This is a genomic window from Neobacillus drentensis (genome assembly GCF_036965425.1).
Taxonomy (GTDB): Bacteria; Bacillota; Bacilli; order Bacillales; family Cytobacillaceae; genus Neobacillus; species Neobacillus drentensis_F.
Map to the genome: position 1 here is coordinate 1 of NZ_JBALPP010000007.1, position 20482 is coordinate 20482.

General features: G+C 39.3%; 22 protein-coding genes. 17 read left to right on the plus strand and 5 right to left on the minus strand.

What is annotated here, in order from left to right; translation table 11 throughout:
• The first annotated feature begins 99 nt into the window (after positions 1 to 99).
• The 5 genes from V7161_RS01100 (at position 100) to V7161_RS01120 (ending at position 3840) form a co-directional block, all read left to right on the plus strand.
• On the plus strand, positions 100 to 1353 hold the full coding sequence (locus V7161_RS01100) for a S8 family peptidase (RefSeq protein WP_335441890.1): 1254 nt from the start codon (positions 100 to 102) through the stop codon (positions 1351 to 1353).
• Between the two features lie 142 nt (positions 1354 to 1495).
• Positions 1496 to 2716, plus strand: a complete 1221-nt coding sequence (locus V7161_RS01105) for a helix-turn-helix domain-containing protein (RefSeq protein WP_335441891.1) — start codon at positions 1496 to 1498, stop codon at positions 2714 to 2716.
• Positions 2717 to 2728: 12 nt separating this feature from the next.
• Entirely contained in the window at positions 2729 to 2857 is a 129-nt protein-coding gene (locus tag V7161_RS01110) for a hypothetical protein (protein WP_263297791.1), read from the plus strand.
• 117 nt (positions 2858 to 2974) lie between these two features.
• A complete protein-coding gene (locus V7161_RS01115) occupies positions 2975 to 3367 on the plus strand; it encodes a DUF6944 family repetitive protein (protein ID WP_335441892.1) in 393 nt (130 codons plus the stop codon).
• Between the two features lie 77 nt (positions 3368 to 3444).
• Entirely contained in the window at positions 3445 to 3840 is a 396-nt protein-coding gene (locus tag V7161_RS01120; protein WP_223591844.1) for a cytosolic protein, read from the plus strand.
• 315 nt (positions 3841 to 4155) lie between these two features.
• Here the strand turns inward: V7161_RS01120 and V7161_RS01125 are convergent, their stop codons facing one another.
• On the minus strand, positions 4156 to 5676 hold the full coding sequence (locus V7161_RS01125; protein WP_335441893.1) for an MDR family MFS transporter: 1521 nt from the start codon (positions 5674 to 5676) through the stop codon (positions 4156 to 4158).
• A 146-nt stretch (positions 5677 to 5822) separates the two neighbouring features.
• Complete coding sequence (locus tag V7161_RS01130; RefSeq protein WP_335441894.1) at positions 5823 to 6383, minus strand: NAD(P)/FAD-dependent oxidoreductase; 561 nt, start codon at positions 6381 to 6383, stop codon at positions 5823 to 5825.
• 341 nt (positions 6384 to 6724) lie between these two features.
• On the opposite strand from V7161_RS01130, the gene pxpB reads away from it, so the two are divergent.
• From pxpB to V7161_RS01175, 9 genes are all read left to right on the plus strand, one after another.
• Positions 6725 to 7453 carry a 5-oxoprolinase subunit PxpB gene (pxpB, locus tag V7161_RS01135; protein ID WP_335441895.1) on the plus strand — a complete coding sequence of 243 codons (729 nt, stop codon included), beginning with the start codon at positions 6725 to 6727 and terminating at the stop codon, positions 7451 to 7453.
• Positions 7440 to 8207, plus strand: a complete 768-nt coding sequence (locus tag V7161_RS01140) for a LamB/YcsF family protein (RefSeq protein ID WP_335441896.1) — start codon at positions 7440 to 7442, stop codon at positions 8205 to 8207. Before pxpB ends, V7161_RS01140 begins: the two co-directional genes overlap by 14 nt.
• Complete coding sequence (locus tag V7161_RS01145) at positions 8204 to 9148, plus strand: biotin-dependent carboxyltransferase family protein (protein WP_335441897.1); 945 nt, start codon at positions 8204 to 8206, stop codon at positions 9146 to 9148. Before V7161_RS01140 ends, V7161_RS01145 begins: the two co-directional genes overlap by 4 nt.
• Positions 9149 to 9355: 207 nt before the next feature.
• Positions 9356 to 10942 carry an ABC transporter substrate-binding protein gene (locus V7161_RS01150; RefSeq protein WP_335441898.1) on the plus strand — a complete coding sequence of 529 codons (1587 nt, stop codon included), beginning with the start codon at positions 9356 to 9358 and terminating at the stop codon, positions 10940 to 10942.
• Between the two features lie 111 nt (positions 10943 to 11053).
• Positions 11054 to 12010: an ABC transporter permease gene (locus V7161_RS01155; protein WP_335441899.1), complete on the plus strand. Its 957-nt coding sequence runs from the start codon at positions 11054 to 11056 to the stop codon at positions 12008 to 12010.
• 3 nt (positions 12011 to 12013) lie between these two features.
• Complete coding sequence (locus tag V7161_RS01160) at positions 12014 to 12868, plus strand: ABC transporter permease (RefSeq protein WP_335441900.1); 855 nt, start codon at positions 12014 to 12016, stop codon at positions 12866 to 12868.
• 14 nt (positions 12869 to 12882) lie between these two features.
• The gene (locus V7161_RS01165) at positions 12883 to 13887 is read left to right on the plus strand and encodes an ABC transporter ATP-binding protein (protein WP_335441901.1); all 1005 of its coding nucleotides are present in this window, start codon (positions 12883 to 12885) and stop codon (positions 13885 to 13887) included.
• The gene (locus V7161_RS01170; protein ID WP_335441902.1) at positions 13880 to 14860 is read left to right on the plus strand and encodes an ABC transporter ATP-binding protein; all 981 of its coding nucleotides are present in this window, start codon (positions 13880 to 13882) and stop codon (positions 14858 to 14860) included. The genes V7161_RS01165 and V7161_RS01170 overlap by 8 nt, the downstream gene beginning before the upstream one ends.
• 21 nt (positions 14861 to 14881) lie before the next feature.
• A complete protein-coding gene (locus V7161_RS01175; RefSeq protein ID WP_335441903.1) occupies positions 14882 to 15346 on the plus strand; it encodes a hypothetical protein in 465 nt (154 codons plus the stop codon).
• Here V7161_RS01175 and V7161_RS01180 read toward each other — a convergent pair.
• Positions 15339 to 15554, minus strand: coding sequence for a hypothetical protein (locus V7161_RS01180; RefSeq protein ID WP_420491547.1), 216 nt, complete (start codon positions 15552 to 15554; stop codon positions 15339 to 15341). The genes V7161_RS01175 and V7161_RS01180 overlap by 8 nt on opposite strands.
• Positions 15555 to 15696: 142 nt before the next feature.
• Between V7161_RS01180 and V7161_RS01185 the strand changes: the two genes are divergently transcribed.
• The 3 genes from V7161_RS01185 (at position 15697) to V7161_RS01195 (ending at position 18502) form a co-directional block, all read left to right on the plus strand.
• Complete coding sequence (locus tag V7161_RS01185; protein ID WP_335441905.1) at positions 15697 to 17151, plus strand: sensor histidine kinase; 1455 nt, start codon at positions 15697 to 15699, stop codon at positions 17149 to 17151.
• Positions 17151 to 17840: a response regulator transcription factor gene (locus V7161_RS01190; RefSeq protein WP_335441906.1), complete on the plus strand. Its 690-nt coding sequence runs from the start codon at positions 17151 to 17153 to the stop codon at positions 17838 to 17840. The genes V7161_RS01185 and V7161_RS01190 overlap by 1 nt, the downstream gene beginning before the upstream one ends.
• Before the next feature lie 173 nt (positions 17841 to 18013).
• The gene (locus V7161_RS01195; protein ID WP_335441907.1) at positions 18014 to 18502 is read left to right on the plus strand and encodes a hypothetical protein; all 489 of its coding nucleotides are present in this window, start codon (positions 18014 to 18016) and stop codon (positions 18500 to 18502) included.
• Positions 18503 to 18791: 289 nt separating this feature from the next.
• On the opposite strand, the gene V7161_RS01200 is transcribed toward V7161_RS01195, so the two are convergent.
• Both V7161_RS01200 and V7161_RS01205 read right to left on the minus strand, forming a co-directional pair.
• Positions 18792 to 19988, minus strand: coding sequence for an MFS transporter (locus tag V7161_RS01200; RefSeq protein WP_335441908.1), 1197 nt, complete (start codon positions 19986 to 19988; stop codon positions 18792 to 18794).
• 12 nt (positions 19989 to 20000) lie between these two features.
• Positions 20001 to 20414: a MarR family winged helix-turn-helix transcriptional regulator gene (locus tag V7161_RS01205; RefSeq protein WP_335441909.1), complete on the minus strand. Its 414-nt coding sequence runs from the start codon at positions 20412 to 20414 to the stop codon at positions 20001 to 20003.
• Between the last annotated feature and the right edge of the window lie 68 nt (positions 20415 to 20482).

Genomic DNA, 20482 nt, shown 5'->3' on the forward strand with positions numbered 1-20482 from the left:
ATATTCATAGTTTGTAGATTGTTATTTTATAAGAAATTTAACAATAGGCTAGAACATCAGCAAAACGGCTGTAATCCAAAGGGTGAAGGGAGTTTTTGAATGAAAAAAGGGAAAATTCTAGGAGCGGCTTTAATAAGTGCAGTAATGGGGATATCGATGTTTGCAACGGCCGCATTCGGACAACAATCTGCTAGTCAGGAATCATATCGCGTCTTGATTCAAGGCCCGTCCGCGGAAAAAGCAAAAGCTAAGGCAAGCTATGGGGACCGGTGGGAGTTTGAAGGGCAAGGATTTACAACGACGGTAAACGCTCAGCAATACCAAGCACTATTGAAAAATAAAAATTTAAAAATTGAAAGGCTTCCAGAGCTTCAGCTTGGCGTAAACCAGGAAGCAGCATCAAAACTAGCAGCAACAGCTGTTCTTAGTGATCGAACACCATGGGGAATTCAGGCAATCTATAATGATCCTAATATAGCGGCGACTTCAGGTGGCAGTGGAATAAAGGTTGCGGTGCTAGATACTGGTGTTTATAAAACGCATTCAGACCTAGCCGCAAATGTCGAACAATGTAAAGATTTTTCACAAATGAAAACGCCCCTAGTTGAGGGAAGTTGTGCTGATGGAAATGGCCATGGTACACACGTTTCTGGCACAATCCTTGCTAATGGCGGAGGCGGACAGGGGATTTACGGAGTTGCTCCGGAAGCCAGACTATGGTCTTATAAGGTATTAAATAACCGCGGAACAGGTTATTCGGATGATATTGCCGCAGCTATTCGCAAAGCAGCTGATGAGTCTGTTCGAACAGGATCCCCTGTCATTATTTCGATGTCTCTTGGTTCGAGCTCAAAGGATTCACTTATTTCTAGTGCTGTTGACTATGCCTATAACAAGGGTGTGCTAATCGTTGCGGCTGCAGGAAACGACGGTCCTGGAGACAATACCATTGGATATCCTGGAGCTTTAGTGAATGTGGTTGCTGTTGCGGCATTAGAGAATGTTCAGCAGAACGGTACCTACCGGGTAGCAGATTTTTCGTCTCGAGGCAATCCGGCTACAGATGGTGACTATGTCATTCAAGAACGGGATGTCGAGGTCTCGGCACCAGGCAGGGCAATTGAATCAACCTGGAATGACGGCGCCTATAACACGATAAGTGGTACATCGATGGCTACCCCGCACGTGTCAGGTCTTGCTGCAAAGATCTGGTCTGCAAATCCATCTTGGTCAAATGTCCAACTGCGAACAGAACTGCAAAATCGTGCCAAAGCAAATGATATTAAAGGAGGTACAGGAGCGGTTATAGGTGATGATTATGCATCAGGCTTCGGATTCCCTCGAGTAAAGTAATGGATGTGGGCCATCCTGATCTTATGTTCGGATGGCTGTGTTTAAATATTGTTTATTTTTAAAAAAATCAGAAAAATAACTGTATACAGGGTGACATTTCATGTAAAATAGTGTAAAAAAGGAAGGCAAGCTAGGTGGTTATATGGAATTTGGAGCCCTGATTAAATTCTATCGTACACAAAAAGGAATGACGCAAGCAGAGCTTGCTAAAGGAATCTGCTCTGTTCCCCATTTAAGTAAGATTGAAAACAACTCGAAAGAAGCAAATGAGGAAACGATTTCCCTTTTACTTGAGCGGCTGGAAATCGGACTGGAGGAAATGGACGAGAAAGAGGGCTTAATCCAAACCTTATTGGGGCAGCTTGGGGAGAAAATCAATTATTATTTAAAAGACAAAATCGATGAAATCTATCAAAAACTGCAGGAAATGGAGCATATCATCCCATTTTCAAAGTTTATTCATACCTACGAATTATACAAGTATCGATATCTATTATTTAAAGGATTTTTGGCCGAGGCCGAAAGCCAAAAGGATTTATTATTTAAACAAAAGAAAAATTTTTCCCAACATGAAGAGTATTTATTTCGCTACTTTAATGCGGTATGTTTAATTACGAAGGGACAGTATAAAGCTGCAGATGAATTACTCGAGGCATTGTATATTGACCCAAGTAATGATAGACCTAACGCTGAATTTTTTTATCATAGAGCAATTGTAAAAAGCGCGTTAGAGCAATCAGGACATGCCATTCATTTTGGCAAGATGGCATTGCAGCTGTTTATGAACGAACATAATTTCTTCCGGATCCTTCATACACTTATGATGCTGGGTATTAATTATACCCAATCGAATATTTATGAGGAAGCTGAAGACTGCTTCAAACACTTAATCCGCAATGCCGAATTATTAAAGCAGGATAAGCTGCTTCCGCAAATTTATCACAATATGGGCTATCTGCAAAACAAAAAGAAAAATTTTAAAGAAGCGTTAAGTTATTACGAAAAAAGCTTGGCCCTTCAGCCAATCAACAATCCGCATTATCTGGTAACCCTGTATTCTATAGGTGAAAACCAATATGCGCTTCAAGAAACGGCTAAGGCGAAAGAGTGTTTTCAGGTGGTCAGTTCCTTAGCGAAGGAGCTCGGTGTTAAAAAATATCGATTGTTAGCAGATTTTTATATTTTCCACATCGTCTCTCCAGAAAAGGCGTTTAAATACTTAGAATCAAAAGTGATTCCCTATCTTGAGGCGACAAACGAACATCATAATGATCTTACCCGCTTTTACAAAATGCTTTCAGATTTTTATAGTCAACAAGGAACCTACCTGGAAGCAGTTAACTATCTAAATAAAATTACATGAGGAGGATATAAAATGAAAAAGGCTTTTATTCTATTATTTTCTGTTGCATTATTAGTTTTATCATCACCGGTGAGCAGCGCGCAACCTGTTAATGTAGCAGATGCTACACCTACAGATCACCCAATTTTGCCTCCAGTTTAATACAATAATCATTTACCTCCTGTTCATCAGGGGGTTTTTATTTTGCGGAAAAGAGCGATACCCTGGAATGCCTCGTTGAATAAAATAATAAAAAGTAATTTTTGAAAGGATATCGCAATGGATATTAAGAACAAGGAAAAGGAACAGGTTTTATCTGAAAGGGAAGAAGTAATCATTAAGCTTGAAAAACAAATTGCCATCGGACTCTGGATTCAAGCGGTGGGACAATTAATTGAATTAGTGAGCTTGTACAGGCTAAATCTTATTAGTGATGAAGAAGAACCCATGATAGAAAAACAATTTCTTACAGGGGCATCACTGCAAACGATCGGCACATTTTTAGAAGCGATTGGCGTTACAGAAGAAATTGGGATAGACAGCAGTGAAATTAGTTTAGGTGCCCAAAGATTAGCCGTTACGGGTGATTGGCTTCAGGCATTAGGTACAATATTGGAGGCCGTAACCGGAAGTGAAATCATCAAAGAAAACGCCAATTTATTTGTCCCATAAAAAGGAATGAAACTAACGCAAATAAGGGTATCCTAATCATATGTGTTGAAAAATAATGGAAGAGGATTGAGGATACGATGAAATCATTTGTTGTTGGTTTTCACCAAGAAGACAATGTAGATGCAATGCAAATTCAAAAACTAAGCAAAGAGGATTTTGATAAAGCAACGGAAGGCGGAACGCGGCATTTATTTGAACTCGATACCAACATTGGCTTTTTTGTTTTTTTTGATGGAGAGGATGCTGACGGGCTTGTCTCATACATGGTGCTCCAATATGAAGAGGACAATGAAGAGCCAATGGCTTGTTATTCGTTCCAGTTGAAGGATTTCTATGAATTTATGGCGCTTTACTTAAGTGATCTTGGATTTAGCGAAGAAATGGAAGAAGAGGATCAGGAATACGGCCCCATTCATCATCTTGCCCATCTTATGTTTCACATTGTCGAAGAAGGGCAGAGTCTTGAGGTATAAAAAGAGTGGGTACTCTTTTTTCTATTTGATTTGTTTTGTGGTATGGCTGTCAACGTTTCAAAGTGCCCATCGCCGATGAAAAAGGGTAGTCACGGGCACTCTGTCAGTGGTTCAGAGTGCCCACGACAGTAAAAAAGGATGCTAGTGGGCGCTATCATCGGTTCAGAATGCCCAAGGGCTGTCAAAAAGGATAATTATGGGTAATGTTCAGAGATTCACATGGCCCAAAGCTAATCCCAATTGTGATTCACGAGTACTAACAAATGCAAGATAAACATCAAGCACCAGACCTAAGTGGTCCGGTGCTTGTTTATGTTAGTTTTTCGCTGTCCCCTTTTTATTCACAATAACACGGGCATTGCCCATGAAAAAGATCGTAATGGCAGCTAGTGCAATCGGGATTAATGTCAGCATGAAAGTATGCGTAATCGAATCCGACATTGCGTGGACAATTTTATCCAAGATAAAGCTAGGGATTTTCGAGCGCTCGCTAGCTTGGAAAATTTGTCGTGGATCGCCCATTTGGAAACCTTGTCCTCCTGCACCCTGCATGCCTTTAAACGCCTCTTTGAGCTTGTCGGTAAATAAGTTGTTTTGCAGCGTACCGAAGATTGTAACACCAAGCGTCATCCCAAAAGAACGCAGGAATGAATTCGTAGAGTTGGCTGTACCGCGGAACTGTGGCTCTAAATTATGCATCGATGCCGTCGGCAATAGCGAGAAAGAAAACCCAACACCGAAGCCGACAAGAATCATATAAATCGTTAATAACCAGCGTGCGGTATCAACCGTCAAGGTTCCGAGGAGATACATGCCAACAATATATGAAATAATGGAAATAATCATCAAATTTCGATAAGAAGTTTTGGTTAAGAATATACCGCCAATCGAGCTTCCGGCAACAGACCCCAGCATCATTGGGGTTAAAATAAGTCCGGCATTCTTCGCACTTCCCCCATAAACAGCCTGCACAAAAATAGGAATAAACACCGTTAAAATAATAAAAGTGCCGCCATATAAAAAGGCCAAGATTTGTGAAGTTGCAAACAACCGCCGCTTGAAAAGCCATAGTGGCAAAATTGGTTCAGCTGCTTTTAATTCTGCAATGAAGAAGGCAACAAAAAAGACAAAAAAGCTCGCAAATAAGCCAATGATTTGGATGGAATCCCAGTCGTATTCTTTTCCACCCAATTCAAGTGCAAACATCAAGCTTACCACTGAAACAATGAGTGTAATCGCACCAGCCCAGTCAATTTTTTGCTTCGAGTGCTGCAGTGACTCATGATAATAACGAACGATTAATATAATCGAAACAATGCCAATCGGAACATTTACATAGAAAACCCAATGCCAGCTGATATAATCAGTTATATAGGCACCAAGCAACGGTCCTAAAACGCTGGATGCTCCAAATACGGCACCAAGCAAGCCCGTCATTTTACCTCGATTTTCTGGTGGGAAAATATCAAATACAATCGTAAAGGCAATCGGCATAAGCGCTCCTCCGCCTATCCCCTGGATCGCTCGGTAAACACTTAACTGTACGATACTCTGGGCGATACCGCAGAGAGCGGACCCAATAAGGAAAACAACTAAACCGAAAATAAAAAAGCGCTTCCGCCCATACATATCGGATAACTTACCGAAAATCGGCATACCCGCCATAACAGCAACCATATAGGCTGAGGTTACCCAAATAAATTTGTCAAGTCCGCCAAGGTCTGAAACGATGGTTCCCATTGCGGTTGCGACGATCGTGTTATCCATCGCTGCCATCAGGATCCCTAATAGTAAGCCTGCAACAACAGGTTTTATATTACTGTCTTTTTTTATCATAAAAATCTCCTTAAAATGGTCTTATAGAGTAATGGCCATAATTGCCAAGGGTCCTCCTCCTGATGACTATTTTAACTGATGAGTGAAATAAAATAAATTTTAAACAATAAAAAAATCCCCTATTTGTAAGGGGATTAAATCATTCATTATTTTAAAACATCGTGGTCAACGTAGCGTTCGCCATTCATTTCACTAATGACATTGATGGCCACTTTTGCACCGTCACCAGCCGTGATGATCGTGTGCATGCTGACACCTGCGATGGTACCGGCTGCCCAAATTCCATCAATATTTGTTTTTCCTTGAGCATTAACATCAAGGATCGTCTTAATTCTTGGTTCAGTTCCCGGCTTTGTAGTTAAGCCGATTTTTTCAGCAAGGTCAGCCATCAAACCAGTTGCAACAATGACATGCTTTGCTTCATATTCAGTTTGGTCAGTTTCTACTTTAAATCCACCGTCGGTTTTACTTACGTTTGTTACAGTAGCTGTAACTAGTTCTGCACCAAATTTGCTCGCCTGTTTTTTGCCAGTTTCAACAAGGTCTGGTCCAGAGATTTCCAAAACGCCATAATGGTTTTCCATCCAGGCTCTCTTTGTCACGCTCTTATCATTATCGATTACCAGAGTTTTTTTGCCAGCTTTAGCTGTAAATAAGGCAGCACTAGCACCAGAAGGGCCTGCGCCAATAACTACAACATCAAACATCTTCAAAACCTCCACTTTTAAAAGTTCTTTCTTGTATTATCGTAACGTAACAAAAAATGAAAGTAAAATGAATTGCCTGTTTAGAGATATTGGGAAAAAGAAGTGAATGATAAGATTCTCTTGTATTATTTTTTACATCCATATACTGTAATATTAAGGCTATTTTCGCAAAGATTGTTGTTTTTCGTATAAGTTCTTCAACCCGTATAATTAGATGCTTCGTGGCATCTTTTCGTAAGAACATTTGCGAAAATTGCCTACAAACTTAGTAAATGCCCTTTATTAAGTCCCAAAAGCAACATAATTTACGAAAAGAGCCATTATTAAAGAAGGTGATAGTTATGGTAGAAGTTGTTCCGCTTGGTGATTTGGCCATTCGAGTTTCATTTGGGGATAAAATAAGTGAAGAGATACATAAGGAAATTCAAGTGTTTACTTCCAAGCTGGCTGCAGCAAAATTGAAGGGCATTATCGAATGGGTACCTGCCTATAATACGGTTGCCATCTATTATCGACCAGAATCCATTAGTTTTACTTCCTTAGTTGAAAAGGTAAATGAGATTTACGATCAAAAAAATAATGTAAATCCAGTACAGCCGATCGTCTATAAGATTCCCGTCTTATATAATGGTCCTGATTTATCGTATATTGCGGCCTGCCATAATCTTATGGAGAATGACGTTATTTCATTGCACAGTAATAAGGAATACCTCATCTATATGATGGGCTTTGTCCCAGGATTTCCATATTTGGGAGGACTTTCTTCTAAGCTGGCGGTCCCAAGACTTGAACACCCAAGACTGAGTGTGGCACCAGGTTCGGTTGGGATTGGCGGGAATCAAACCGGAATATATCCTTCAGAGGTTCCTTCTGGTTGGAGGATATTAGGGATTACTCCTGTTAAGTTGTTTGATGTAGAAAGTTCTTCACCGATTCTCTTTTCCGCGGGAAATTTTATTAAATTTTACCCAATTGATGAACAAGAATATTTTAGAATCAAGCAATTAGTAGAGGCAAAAAACTATATAGTCCAGACATACAAAAGAGGTGAAAATAATGAAGGTGATTGACCTAAACAGTGATCTGGGGGAGAGCTTCGGGGCGTATAAAATTGGAAATGATGCAGAGGTATTAAAGCATATTTCAAGCGCCAATATTGCCTGCGGCTATCATGCTGGTGACCATAACGTAATGTTTGAAACAGTTAAGCTTGCAAAAAAATCTGGAGTACGAATCGGTGTGCACCCAGGATTTCCCGATCTCGCTGGTTTTGGCAGACGGGAAATGGTTCTTTCCCCGCGAGAGATATACCAGCTAGTTATCTATCAAATCGGTGCTCTGGACGCTGTTTGTAAAGTTAACGGAACGAAAATTGCGCATGTCAAACCGCATGGTGCATTGTATAACATGGCGGCGGGAAATCGAAAATTGGCGGATGCTATTGCCGAAGCTGTTGCTGATTTTGATTCTACTCTTGTCTTATACGGGCTTGCAAATAGTGAGCTAGTGAGGGCCGGGAAAGAAAAAGGACTACAAGTGGCAGAAGAGGTGTTTGCTGATCGTACATACCAGTGGGATGGTTCATTGACCTCTCGGAAAGAAAAAAACGCCCTCATCCATGATGCTGATTATGCAATAAAAAGAGTGATTCGCATGATAAAAGAGGGGAAGGTAGAAACGGTGGATAGGAAAGAAATCGATATAAATGCCGATACGATTTGTATCCACGGTGACGAGCCTCAGGCGTTAGAGTTTGTATTAAATTTAAAACATGCCCTTGAAAAAGAAAACATTCTCATCCGTAAAAGCTGGCGTGATCAATGAAAACAGCTATTTTTAAAGTGATAAAGCCTGGGTTGCAAACAACGGTCCAGGATTTAGGAAGATATGGGTATCAGCAATTTGGAATCAGTCCATCGGGAGCTATGGATCCCTACTCGATGCAGGTAGCAAATATACTCGTCGGAAATGCAAAGGGTGAAGCAGTGTTGGAGGCAACGGTGATTGGACCCGGTTTCCAGGCTTTGAGTGACATGACCATAGCAATCTGCGGCGGTAATTTTTCTCCAAAAGTGGATGAACGAGAAGCTCCAATGTGGAAGAGTTTTTTAATTAAGAAGGGGCAAATTCTTTCATTAGGTTCATGTAAACAAGGTGCCAGGGCTTATATTGCTATTTCAGGGGGAATAGATGTCCCAGTGGTTTTAGGAAGTAGATCTACCTTTTTAAATGGTAGTTTTGGTGGATTTGAGGGACGTTCCTTGCAAAAAGGAGATGTGTTATTTGGTAGTCCAATGGTAAAAAAGCCAAATAAAACACTGCATCCAAATCTCATCCCACAATTTAAAAAACTAATCTCTTTGCGGTTTATTCCTGGCCCTCATCAAAATAGCTTCAGTAAATTGAGTCTCGAGCAATTTTGTAGTGAAGAATACGTAATTACGCCACAGTCCAATCGAATGGGCTATCAGCTGAAAGGACCACAACTAGAACATCATATTGGTCCGGATATTATCTCTGACCCGGTCCCACTAGGCGGAATACAAGTACCAGCAAGCGGGCAGCCTATCATCTTAATGACTGAACGGCAGACCACAGGGGGTTACACCAGAATAGGAACGGTTATTTCAACGGATCTTCCAAAGCTTGCTCAGGCGGTGTCTCATACCGTTATTCAGTTCTCCACCGTGTCATTAGAGGAAGCGCAACATTTGTATTTACAAAATCAGATTTTATTAAAGCATTTGTCACTTGCTGCAAAATAAAAAGTCCTAATTTTTACTGTGAGGAGGCCGAATCTCAGAGCCGGGCAGGAAATTTGAAATAATACTAATTATTTATTATTTACTATTACTAGCCTATCAGGTAAAATGTATTTTGTACAATACATATAGAAATAGTAGGAATTAAAAAGCCTCACTAAACTACTATTCTTGTTGTTATAAAAATATTAAGCATAGGGGGAAGACAAAATGGTTCGTAAAAATGTAAATATTCTTGTAGCCATTTTACTCAGTATCTTATTAGTACTTGCAGGCTGTTCTTCAAAAACTAAGGATAACGCCAGCACTAAAGATAAAGGTGATACTGCAAATAAACCAGATACCTTTATTTATGGAATTGATGGAGATCCGGGTAACGCAGTAAACGTCATTTCAACAGGTGACCGTTATGGATTAATGGAAATTAAAACTATTTACTCTCCATTGTATATGTATAACGGAAAGGATAATGTTAAGTACTTCTTGGCCGAAAGCATGACTCCTTCAGAAGATTTTTTAACATATACAGCAAAATTAAGAAAAGATGTAAAATGGCATGATGGACAGCCATTTACCGCCGATGATGTTGTTTTCACGTATGAGCAAATGTTAAAAGAAGAAAATGGCGGCTGGGCAAGAAGCCAGCTGATTTTTAATAACCAACCAGTTAAAGTTGAAAAAGTGGATGACTATACAGTAAAATTCACGCTGCCAACTGTCAGCATGGGAGCAATGGAAGCTTTAGGCAATATTTTCATTATGCCGAAACATGTTTATGAAGGTGAAGCAAATATTGCGAACAGCCCAAAAAATGCCACTCCAGTTGGTACTGGTCCATACAAATTAAAAGAATATAAAGCAGGGGAAAGCGTCACGTTTGAAAAGAATGATGATTATTTCCTAGGTGCACCTAAAATTGCAAAAGTTGTTTATCGTATCATCATGGATCCAAATACAGCTACATTGGCTCTACAAAAAGGGGAAATTAATGCCCTTGCGATCCAGCCATCTGATACAAGTAAGTTTAAAGGTAACGACAATGTTGCGATTAAACCATACGATGAAGGGCGAATCGGTTATCTAGCCTTTAACTTAAGCTCAAAAGCAGTACAATCAAAGGATGTAAGAACGGCAATAGCTTTCGGTTTGAATCGTGACGAAATCAATACAGCAAGCTATGTTTCAACTGATTATTCCAAGCCAGCCTATTCATTCTTACCAAAAAAAGCAACCTATTTCACTGACAATGTTGAAAAACATAAATTCGATACGAAAAAAGCAAAAGACCTACTGGCAAAAGCCGGAGCATCTAATTTAAAATTAAAACTAGCATTTATCGCCAATAATCCAATCCAGCAAAAACAAGCAGCTGTTATTCAACAAAATTTGAAAGCAGCAGGCGTTTCAGTTGAGTTAGTTGGTATGGATGCGACAGCTTTAAGTAAGAAGCTTCAGAGCGTCCAAACGGACTTTGATATGTATCTAAGCGGATATATCATGGGAATTGACCCAGATACCTTTAATTCCTTGTTTGTTACAAATGGTGAGGCAAACTACATGCACTATAGTAATCCAAAAGTGGATGAGTTATTTAATCAAGGCCGTGTAGAAAAAGATGATGCAAAACGTAAAGCTATTTATGAAGAAATTCAAAAGCTCATCATTGATGACGCTGCGTTCTATCCATTAACAGAGAACAAACGAATCCTTTCGATTGATTCAAGAATCAAAGGTATTGATGAAGCTGCTTTAGTTCCGGTTTACACATTTGAAGATATGTCAAAGCTATCCTATTAAAAATATATAGGTTTTAGTAGATAAAGATAAACAGTTCACTGTTTATCTTTATTTTTTAAGACCAAAAGGAATAAAATATAGAGTAGGATACCGTAAGGAGTGGGATTATTTTTGTTGAAGTATATTTTGAAACGAATTTTACAGGCAATCCCTTTGCTTTTCATTATTTCGATTATTTGCTTTACTCTCATTCAATTGGCTCCATATGATGCAGTTGACGCGATGACAACACCAAACATGACAAAGAAAACAGTGGAACTAATAAAAGCAAGATATGGATTAGACCAACCAGCCTATATGCAATATGTTTATTGGATAAAAGGGATATTGAGTGGTGAATGGGGATATTCTATTGTAACGCATGAAAGTATTACAAATGATCTTTCTGCAAGGATACCGAATACAATTCTGCTTGTCCTTCCTGCTTACATTCTTGCACTTTTATTTTCTATTATTCTTGGGTTGATTGCAGGGGCGAATAGAGGGAAATGGGCGGATAAAATCATTGATGGCTTTAGCTCGTTCGGGATTGCGATACCGAGCTTTTGGATGGCGATGATTCTAGTGTTTATTTTTGGCTATCTACTAAATTTATTACCAATCCTTGGGATGCACACCATTGGGAGTGAAGGATCATTCTCTGATCTGCTAAGCCATATGGTGCTTCCTTGCACCGTGTTGATGCTGTCATTCATGCCTGAGCTTGTTCGTTATGTACGCTCATCCACCATTGGACAGCTTTCCGAAGATTACGTCATGGTGCAACAGGCATACGGGGCCGCTTCCAGTTGGATTTTATTTAAGCATGTACTCAGAAACGTTCTGCTTCCCATCATTACGATTGTAGGGATGAGCCTACCGATGCTTGTTACCGGGGCCGTCGTAACAGAAACAGTATTTGGCTGGCCAGGAATTGGGACATATTTTGTCAAAGCAATCCAAGGGTTTGATTATCCAGTTGTCATGGCTGTCATGCTGCTGTCTTCAAGCCTTGTGATTGTCGGTAATTTGCTATCCGATCTTTTATATAGCATCGTCGATCCGAGAATAAAGGGAATGGGAGAATAGAACATGGCCGGAAAGAAAAATAGAAGAATAAACCAGTTTAAAAATGAATTAAAACGTAATAAAACGGCGGCCATTGCCCTTATTTTTCTTATACTTATTTTATTTATCTCTATTTTCGCCTTTCTCTCACCTTATCCTCCTGATAAGGTCGATGTAACCAGTGTCCTTCAGGGACCAAGTGCGGACCATTGGTTTGGTACTGACGAGCTTGGCAGAGATTATTTAACACGAGCCTTATATGGCGGACGAATCTCCCTTACTGTCGGAATTTTAGCCATGCTTATTTCGACTAGTATTGGTGTATTGGTGGGATCGATAAGCGGCTATTTTGGCGGAAAGGTCGACAACTTTTTAATGAGAACGGTTGATGTGATTTCTTCGATCCCGTGGATGATTCTTGTTACAGTTGTAAGTATTTTTCTGACACCGGGGTTAAAAGCGATTATTCTCGTCATTGGTCTGTTTACATGGATGAGTACGGCTAGGCTTGTTCGTGCCGAAACTCTTTCGATTAAAGAAAGAGAATATGTTTTATATGCGAAATCATCAGGACAATCATTAAAAAAAGTCATTTTGAAGCATATTATTCCAGCTGTTTTTCCTACTTTCATCGTTGCAGCCACCGTTAGTATCGCCAATGCGATCTTGATGGAATCAGCCTTAAGTTTTCTTGGTCTTGGTATTCAACAGCCATTATCTTCATGGGGAAGCATGCTTCAAAATGCGCAGGGAAACTTAGGGAATGCTCCCTATATGGCCATATTGCCTGGACTTCTTATCGTACTGACGGTTTATTCTTTTAATAGACTCGGAGATATTCTACGGGCCGTAGTCGAGCCGAAGACAAGTGGGAAATAGGAGGGTTGGATGAAATGAGTACCATTATGGAAGAGAATAATAGATTACTTGATGTAAAAAACCTCCGGACGAACTTTTACAATGGCAAAGCAAAAGTGGAAGTGGTCAAAGGAATTGACTTCGCTGTGCAAAAGGGAGAAATACTAGGGATTGTTGGTGAATCCGGGAGCGGAAAAAGTGTCATGGTTAAATCGATTCTCGGCATTATCCCGAGAAACGCGAAAGTAGATGCCGGTGAAATTGTTTTAGATGGAAAGCATATTGAAAATCTATCGAACAAAGAAAAAAGGGCGATTAGAGGCCGCGATATTGCTATGATATTCCAAGACCCGATGACTGCTCTTAATCCATTAAAAAAAGCCGGGGATCATCTGATTGAATTATTAACAAGGGTAAGAGGCATGAACAAGAAGGAAGCCAAGCTTGAGGCCGTTGAACTGTTAAGAATGGTCGGTATCCCTTCTCCTGAAACGCGCGTCGACCAATATCCACATGAATTTAGCGGAGGAATGAGGCAACGGGTATTGATCGCCATGGCATTAGCGTGCAATCCTAAGCTGTTAATAGCAGATGAACCTACTACTGCCTTGGATGTCACGATTCAAGCACAAATCCTGGAACTCATAAAAAAACTTCAGCAAGAAAACGATATGTCAGTCGTGTTAATTACACATGACCTCGGGGTAGTAGCGACGATTTGCAACCGAATTTTGGTGATGTATGCTGGAATGGTGATGGAGGAAGGATTGGCCTATGAAATTTTTTATTCACCTAAGCATCCTTATACAAAGGCATTATTGAATTCCATTCCTAGAGTGGATGGGGAGAAAACGAGATTAAAGCCAATTAAAGGGGCTGCCCCATCGCTTCAAAATATACAGAGCGGCTGCCCATTTGCAGAAAGATGCGATTTTGCAATTGAAAAATGTTCTACTTCAGTACCAGAATACAAGAGCTTTTCATCAACGCAAAGAAGTATGTGCTTTTTAGCAGGGGAAGGGGAGCATCTAGATGACTAAGTCTCAGCAAAAACTTATTGAAGTTAACAATCTAAAAAAATACTTCCCTTTAAAATCCTCCATTATTAGTAAAAATAAACAAGTAGTGAAAGCTGTTGATGATATCTCATTTCATATTTATAAAGGGGAAACGTTTGGGCTAGTTGGTGAATCAGGATGCGGCAAATCCACATTAGGGAGGACTATCAATCGGTTGTACGACCCGACGTCAGGAGAAATTCTTTTTGATGGTAAGGATATTGCCAATCTATCAAATAAAGAATTGCAGCCCTATCGTAAAAGAATGCAAATGATTTTTCAAGATCCGTATTCATCACTTAACCCATATATGAGTGTCGAAGAAATCATCGATGAACCGCTGGAGATACACACTTCTCTTTCGAAAAATGAACGAAAAGGAATCATGGTTGATATTCTTGAAAAGGTAGGTCTAAAAAAAGAAGACCTGGAAAAATACCCGCATGAATTTAGCGGCGGACAACGCCAACGGATTGGCATTGCCCGGGCGTTATCGATAAATCCTGAATTCATTCTTTGTGATGAAGCCATATCTGCTCTGGATGTTTCCATTCAAGCTCAAGTCATAAATATGTTAGAAGATTTACAGAGTGAGATGAAGCTTACGTATTTGTTTGTCGCACACGACTTATCCATGGTCCGCCATATCTCAGACCGAATAGGTGTCATGTATCTCGGTAAACTGGTCGAGATATCTAACAGCGATGAGTTATACCATAAACCGCTGCATCCCTATACACAAGCTTTATTGTCTGCTATTCCAATACCTGATCCAATCAAGGCACAAAATAGCAAACGTGAAATCATTACTGGAGAGCTTCCGAGTCCAATAGAAATGGAAACTGGGTGCCGATTTCGATCACGCTGTCCATTTGCCAAACCAATCTGTGCAGAAGTCGATCCGAAATTGAAGCAAGTGGACGGAGAGCATTTTGTCGCCTGCCATTTATACTAAACTAAGGTGGATGAAATTTTAATGGAAAAAGTAAAATTAGCGTTAAATTATGCACTCATGCTGGAAATGATGAAAGCAAAAGGATTTAATAATCCAACCATCGTTGCCCTATTGAACGAGGGAAAGGAAGAATTGCTTGAAAGCATGGGGGAAGGAATTCCTACATGGAAATCGTTGATCGACTATTATCATATGAACAAAGTTAAATGCCACCAAGCACTAAAGGAAGGTTATGAATTTACTTTTATGACAAAAGGAGCCCTCAAGTCTTTGCTGAATATTAAGTTTGCGATGAATGAAGGCGAAGATTTCGTTGATACCGGCGAGTTTTTAGACACAGTTAAAATGACTAGTGACGACCTGGAGGCACTCCGTGAAATGATTGCTAAAAATTGGACAATAGTTTTACAGGAAAAAAACTACAGTGAAGATGTTCATCTCCTTAAAATTGAACTGACTCATAAACCGAATTTTAATATTAAATAACTAGCAAATAAAAAGAACCATCATTTCCGTCCTGGGATTGATGGTTCTTGTGTTTAAATTGATATAAATGCTCTTTCTTGGTCTTTGTTACTCGTGTCCTCATATCTACATGAACAAATGAACTGCGCATTACTTCTGGATTCGTTTTCCCTTCACGTGAAAGCTTTTCGCGTAATTTCTTGGCTTTAGATTTTGCCAAATTAATCACTCCTAAAATATAATTCATTCCATTATATAACAATTATTTAATTGAGAATAGTAAATTTATAAAAATTTAAGAAATTCATTATGTGTTCTTTAGAATTTAGGTTTATTCTAAAGTAATAGCAAATTGTTAAAGGTGGATTTTCATGTCAATTCGTAAAAGGCTCTTTCTTTCGAATGCTGCCATGGTCATTTTGCCGACCCTCATCTTTATTCTTTATTTTGCTCTGTTGAATGTCTTATTTAGCGGCGATTTCAAACTTCTAAGCAATAACTATCACCGTGGCTGGCAAACAGGGGCAGGAGGGCAAAATATTGAATTATTTAATCAGTTGAAGAAAACTGCCTCTTTAGAAGAGGGGAAATTTTCGAACCCTTCATTTCAGGTTACCTTATCCAAGGAATTGGAGGATAAGAATGCCGGCATCATTATTCGAAAAAATAAAAAAGTATTGTTTTCATCTGATAGTGTAAGTAAGTTACCAAAAGAAAAGCTGCCAACGTTCGGCAATGAAGGCTATCAGCCAATGGTCAGGCTTGGACAGCAGCCCTATTCAATCAGGCAGCATGATTTTTATTTTAAGGACGGGACAGAAGGTACTATACTATTACTCGATAAAGGGGTGCCTTTTATCCAATTTGCGAGGAGATTCTTTCCGATGATATTCATTGGATTTGTACTTATTTTGGTCCTAACAAATTCTGTGCTCTCCTATTTGATGTCAAGACGAATTCTTAAGCCAATAAATCAAATGTCCGAAGCTGCTTCCAAAATTAGTGCAGGTAATCTTGATTTCCATCTAGAACCAATCCGAAAAGATGAATTAGGAAAACTAGTAAAATCCTTTGATGATATGAGAAAGAAATTAAAGAAATCAGCCGAGCTCCGGGAACAATATGAAAATAATCGCCGCGAACTCATCGCTAATATTTCTCATGATTTAAAGACACCCATTACATCTATTCGGGGCTACGTAGAAGGAATTAAAGATGGAGTTGCCAATACAGAAGAAAAGCTCGAGCGTTACTTAGATACCATCCATGTCAAGGCAACTCATATGGACCGGTTAATCAATGAACTTTTTCTTTTTTCAAAATTAGACGTTAATAGTGTCCCATTTAATTTTGAAAAAGTGGAATTGAACCTTTTTTTAGAAGATTATCTGGAGGAAATAAGGCTGGATTTGAGCGATGAAGGTACCAAGATAGTCATGCTGAGGAATTTCCGGATAGCAGTCTTTATTGACCGAGATAAAATCATCCGAGTAATAAATAATATTATTTTTAATAGTGTGAAATATATTGAAAAAGGTAAATGCCGAATACAGATTTCCTTCAAAGAACTGGGGGAAATGGTAAAGGTCTCTATATGTGACAACGGGCCCGGAGTCCCAGCTGATGAGATAGCTAATATATTTGGCCGTTTTTATCGTGGCGACCCTTCCCGCAGCTCGGATACAGGTGGAAGCGGTCTTGGACTTGCTATAGCAGCCCAAATCATTCAAGCCCATGGCGGTGAAATTTGGGCAGAAAATTCTTCTGGCGGCGGCTTAAGTATCCATTTTACTCTTCCAAAATCGAATGGTAAAGGTGACGAATAATGAGTGAAATATTAATCATTGAGGATGAACGGAGTATTGCGGAGCTAGAACGTGATTATTTAGAAATTGAAGGCTTTGAGGTGGAAATTGCATCAGATGGAAAAACGGGACTTGAAGCTGCCCTTAATCAAAACTACCGATTAATCTTGCTGGACTTAATGCTGCCAAACATGAATGGGTTTGATATTTGTAAGCAAATTCGAAAAGACAAAGATATACCCATTCTTATGGTTACGGCCAAAAATGAGGACATAGATAAGGTTCGCGGGTTTGGACTGGGGGCCGATGATTATATCGTTAAACCATTCAGCCCAAGTGAACTTGTCGCCAGAGTTAAAGCACATTTGGCGAGATATGAGCGGCTGATTCGAAAAAGTGTACCGCTCGATGAAATACAAATCCGAGGCCTGCAGATTAATAAATCCTCCCGCAAGGTTTTTATTCATGAAAAGGAGGTAATCTTAACAGCGAAGGAATTTGACTTGTTAACCTTCTTAGCCCTCCATCCTAATCAGGTTTTTACGAAAGAGCACCTATTTGAACGAATCTGGGGACTCGAATCGATGGGGGATACTGCAACTGTAACCGTTCATATCAGAAAAATTCGTGAGAAAATCGAAACCGATCCATCTAATCTTCAATATATTGAAACAGTTTGGGGAGCAGGGTATCGGTTTAAAGGACTATAAATTGTTTGTTGAGGATGTCCCGACATAGAGGGCATCTTTTTTTATTCAGATCGTTTGGGCAAAAGGTGCATCCGAGTCCACAATCCAATGAAGTTTAGAAATATTTAAGAAATGCTTTAGAAGGAGTTTAGATATTCTGTTTAAACTAATGCTTGTAAAACATCAAGGAGGTGATGGGGCTGAAGATTTCGCATAAAACCAAGAAATGGCTGCTAATTTTTCATTTATTATTTGCAGCAATCATGCTAGGGAATATGACGGCTTTTCTTATTTTTAGTATTACAGCGGCTTCTGCAAGCGATGAAGAATTAATACAAACTTGCTATCAAGCCATGCATATTCTTTCGAAAACATCAGTGAGAGCTTCTACTATTGGAACGACTGTAACAGGCATTCTACTTTCCGTTTGGACAAAATGGGGACTGTTCAGCTATTACTGGATTATTGCCAAGGAAGGCCTTACGGTACTTTGTATCGTTCTTAACTTTTGGGGAATGTCCACTTGGACTCTTCAAGCTATAAGCCAAACAAATGCCCTTTTCTTTGTCAAAACCGAGCTTTGGACTGGGATTATTATTCAAATTATATCACTCGTGCTGATGTACATTATTTCAGTAATTAAACCATGGGGGAAAAGAGTTAGCACCACCAGACTTTCTTAACGAAAAATCATTAAAAATTTAGGAGTTGATTCATATGCATCATTGGGGATATTTTCACCCTTTCGCATTTATTTTTCCATTACTTTTCATTGCTTTCTTTGTAGCTAATTTTATGATGTGGCGGCGTAGAGGCAGATTTTGCTTCCAAGGTAATGCAGATATACAGGTAATCCTGGCAAAAAGATTGGCATCAGGGGAAATTGACATCAAAGAATATGAAAAAATAATTGAAATCCTGAAGAAAAAATAAAAGTAAAGGCCCCCTTGAAAATCAAGGGGGTCTTCGAGTTTAATTAATCCGTTCTTCATATTGCTTAACTTGCTCTTTTTTACGGCTATGAAGGAAGTAATAAAGAACAATCCCGATAAGGATATAAAATGAACTTATAAAGTAAAACGAGCCAAAGCCTATTTTTGCTACTAACAAGCCTACAACAAATGACCCTAATCCAATGCCGGTATCAAATATCGATAGGAAGGTAGCAGTCGCAAGCCCTCGTTTTTTAGGAGGAGCATCTTGAAGGGCAATGGTTTGAAAGGTTGGAAAAAGTGTTCCCCACCCTAAGCCAATCAGTCCTGCTGAAAATAGGAATGTGCCGGCTGTACCACTATTACTTAAAAGAAACATCCCGATGGCAAATAGTACAATAGAAGGGAAAACAATCACGTTTGGACCACGAAGGTCAAACAATTTGCCAGTAAAAGGTCTTGAGATTAAAAGAACAACTGCATAAACTACAAAAAATAAGCTTGAAACGGCTGATAAATGAACTTCATTTGCATACACATTGACAAAGGAAAGAATCGATGAATAAACAAGTGCAAAGAATGCGCCAATCAATGAAATGGGAACTGCTGAAGCTTCAAAAAAGTTGCGAAACGAAAAACTTGAATAAGCAACTTCTGTTTTTGTGTGTTCTCTTTTTGCAATTTTTATAAAAAGTCCAGCAATGAGTGAAGCCAATGCTCCAACCACACTTAGAGTAAACAATACCTTTGGTCCCCACGAATTCATTGCGGTGATCCCGATGAATGGACCAAGAACCATTGCTAAATTGGCAGACATTATAAAGTATCCCATCCCTTCACCTCTGCGCGAAGGTGGGACAAGATCAGCGACGATGGTACCGGCAGCAGTGGTCGCCATGCCAAAACCAATCCCATGTAAAAAACGAATGATCAGCATACCAGAAATTGTTTTTGGAAAAAAGTAAAATAGCGAGCCGCCAAAGAATATGATAAGGGCTGTTAAAAGAATTTTTTGATGTCCAGCACGTTCGAGCCATTTGCCGGCGATCGGACGTGAAATAATGGCAGAAATCAAGAATACTGTTGTCATCAGACCAGCTTCAGAAGCACTGCTGTGAAACTCCTGCAGTGCGAAATTTGGCAAAGTAACGAGTAAGAAATAAAAGGTTAAAAAAAGAAAAAAGTTACTTAAGGAAATACTAATAAAATCCTTCGTCCATAATTTTGATTTGTCCATATGATGCACTCCTTATTTAAGATGCTGTAACCAGCTTTTTTGCAATCTTAATAGTTCTTCCTGTGATGTTTCTGGAAGGTCCATTAATACTGATTCATTTGTTTCAAATACTGTTTTTTCCCACTTTGGATACTCTAATAATGCTTTATCGGTTAATTGGATAATTTTTTCCCGCTTGTCCTTACCAGGTACTTGTCTTACATATCCCTGCTTAACTAAACGCTGAATAGTTCGGGTCATCGGAGGTGCTTCAACAAAAAGGTAATCACATAATTCTTTTTGAGTTAAAGAGCCTTTTGTTTTTAAAACGAAAATTGCCGACCATTGTGAACCGTATAATCCTAATGGTTTCAATGCCTCATTAAGTGTATTTGTAAGAAGACGTGAAAGCTGATGCAGTGTATGGAACAATTCGTGGGTATTCAATGTTGATTCACTCCAAAGTTTAATTAGTTACCTAGGTAACTATATTCCTTTAAGTGAAAAATGTCAAG

Excerpts from the sequence above, each read along its gene's own strand:
- pxpB (WP_335441895.1), top strand. The coding sequence starts at position 6,725 with ATGGTAGAAGTTGTTCCGCTTGGTGATTTGGCCATTCGAGTTTCATTT.
- V7161_RS01185 (WP_335441905.1), top strand. The coding sequence starts at position 15,697 with ATGTCAATTCGTAAAAGGCTCTTTCTTTCGAATGCTGCCATGGTCATT.
- V7161_RS01140 (WP_335441896.1), top strand. The coding sequence starts at position 7,440 with ATGAAGGTGATTGACCTAAACAGTGATCTGGGGGAGAGCTTCGGGGCG.
- V7161_RS01110 (WP_263297791.1), top strand. The coding sequence starts at position 2,729 with ATGAAAAAGGCTTTTATTCTATTATTTTCTGTTGCATTATTAGTTTTA.
- V7161_RS01145 (WP_335441897.1), top strand. The coding sequence starts at position 8,204 with ATGAAAACAGCTATTTTTAAAGTGATAAAGCCTGGGTTGCAAACAACG.
- V7161_RS01165 (WP_335441901.1), top strand. The coding sequence starts at position 12,883 with ATGAGTACCATTATGGAAGAGAATAATAGATTACTTGATGTAAAAAAC.
- V7161_RS01100 (WP_335441890.1), top strand. The coding sequence starts at position 100 with ATGAAAAAAGGGAAAATTCTAGGAGCGGCTTTAATAAGTGCAGTAATG.
- V7161_RS01190 (WP_335441906.1), top strand. The coding sequence starts at position 17,151 with ATGAGTGAAATATTAATCATTGAGGATGAACGGAGTATTGCGGAGCTA.
- V7161_RS01195 (WP_335441907.1), top strand. The coding sequence starts at position 18,014 with ATGGGGCTGAAGATTTCGCATAAAACCAAGAAATGGCTGCTAATTTTT.
- V7161_RS01150 (WP_335441898.1), top strand. The coding sequence starts at position 9,356 with ATGGTTCGTAAAAATGTAAATATTCTTGTAGCCATTTTACTCAGTATC.
- V7161_RS01160 (WP_335441900.1), top strand. The coding sequence starts at position 12,014 with ATGGCCGGAAAGAAAAATAGAAGAATAAACCAGTTTAAAAATGAATTA.
- V7161_RS01200 (WP_335441908.1), bottom strand. The coding sequence starts at position 19,988 with ATGGACAAATCAAAATTATGGACGAAGGATTTTATTAGTATTTCCTTA.
- V7161_RS01115 (WP_335441892.1), top strand. The coding sequence starts at position 2,975 with ATGGATATTAAGAACAAGGAAAAGGAACAGGTTTTATCTGAAAGGGAA.
- V7161_RS01105 (WP_335441891.1), top strand. The coding sequence starts at position 1,496 with ATGGAATTTGGAGCCCTGATTAAATTCTATCGTACACAAAAAGGAATG.
- V7161_RS01170 (WP_335441902.1), top strand. The coding sequence starts at position 13,880 with ATGACTAAGTCTCAGCAAAAACTTATTGAAGTTAACAATCTAAAAAAA.
- V7161_RS01125 (WP_335441893.1), bottom strand. The coding sequence starts at position 5,676 with ATGATAAAAAAAGACAGTAATATAAAACCTGTTGTTGCAGGCTTACTA.
- V7161_RS01120 (WP_223591844.1), top strand. The coding sequence starts at position 3,445 with ATGAAATCATTTGTTGTTGGTTTTCACCAAGAAGACAATGTAGATGCA.
- V7161_RS01175 (WP_335441903.1), top strand. The coding sequence starts at position 14,882 with ATGGAAAAAGTAAAATTAGCGTTAAATTATGCACTCATGCTGGAAATG.
- V7161_RS01130 (WP_335441894.1), bottom strand. The coding sequence starts at position 6,383 with ATGTTTGATGTTGTAGTTATTGGCGCAGGCCCTTCTGGTGCTAGTGCT.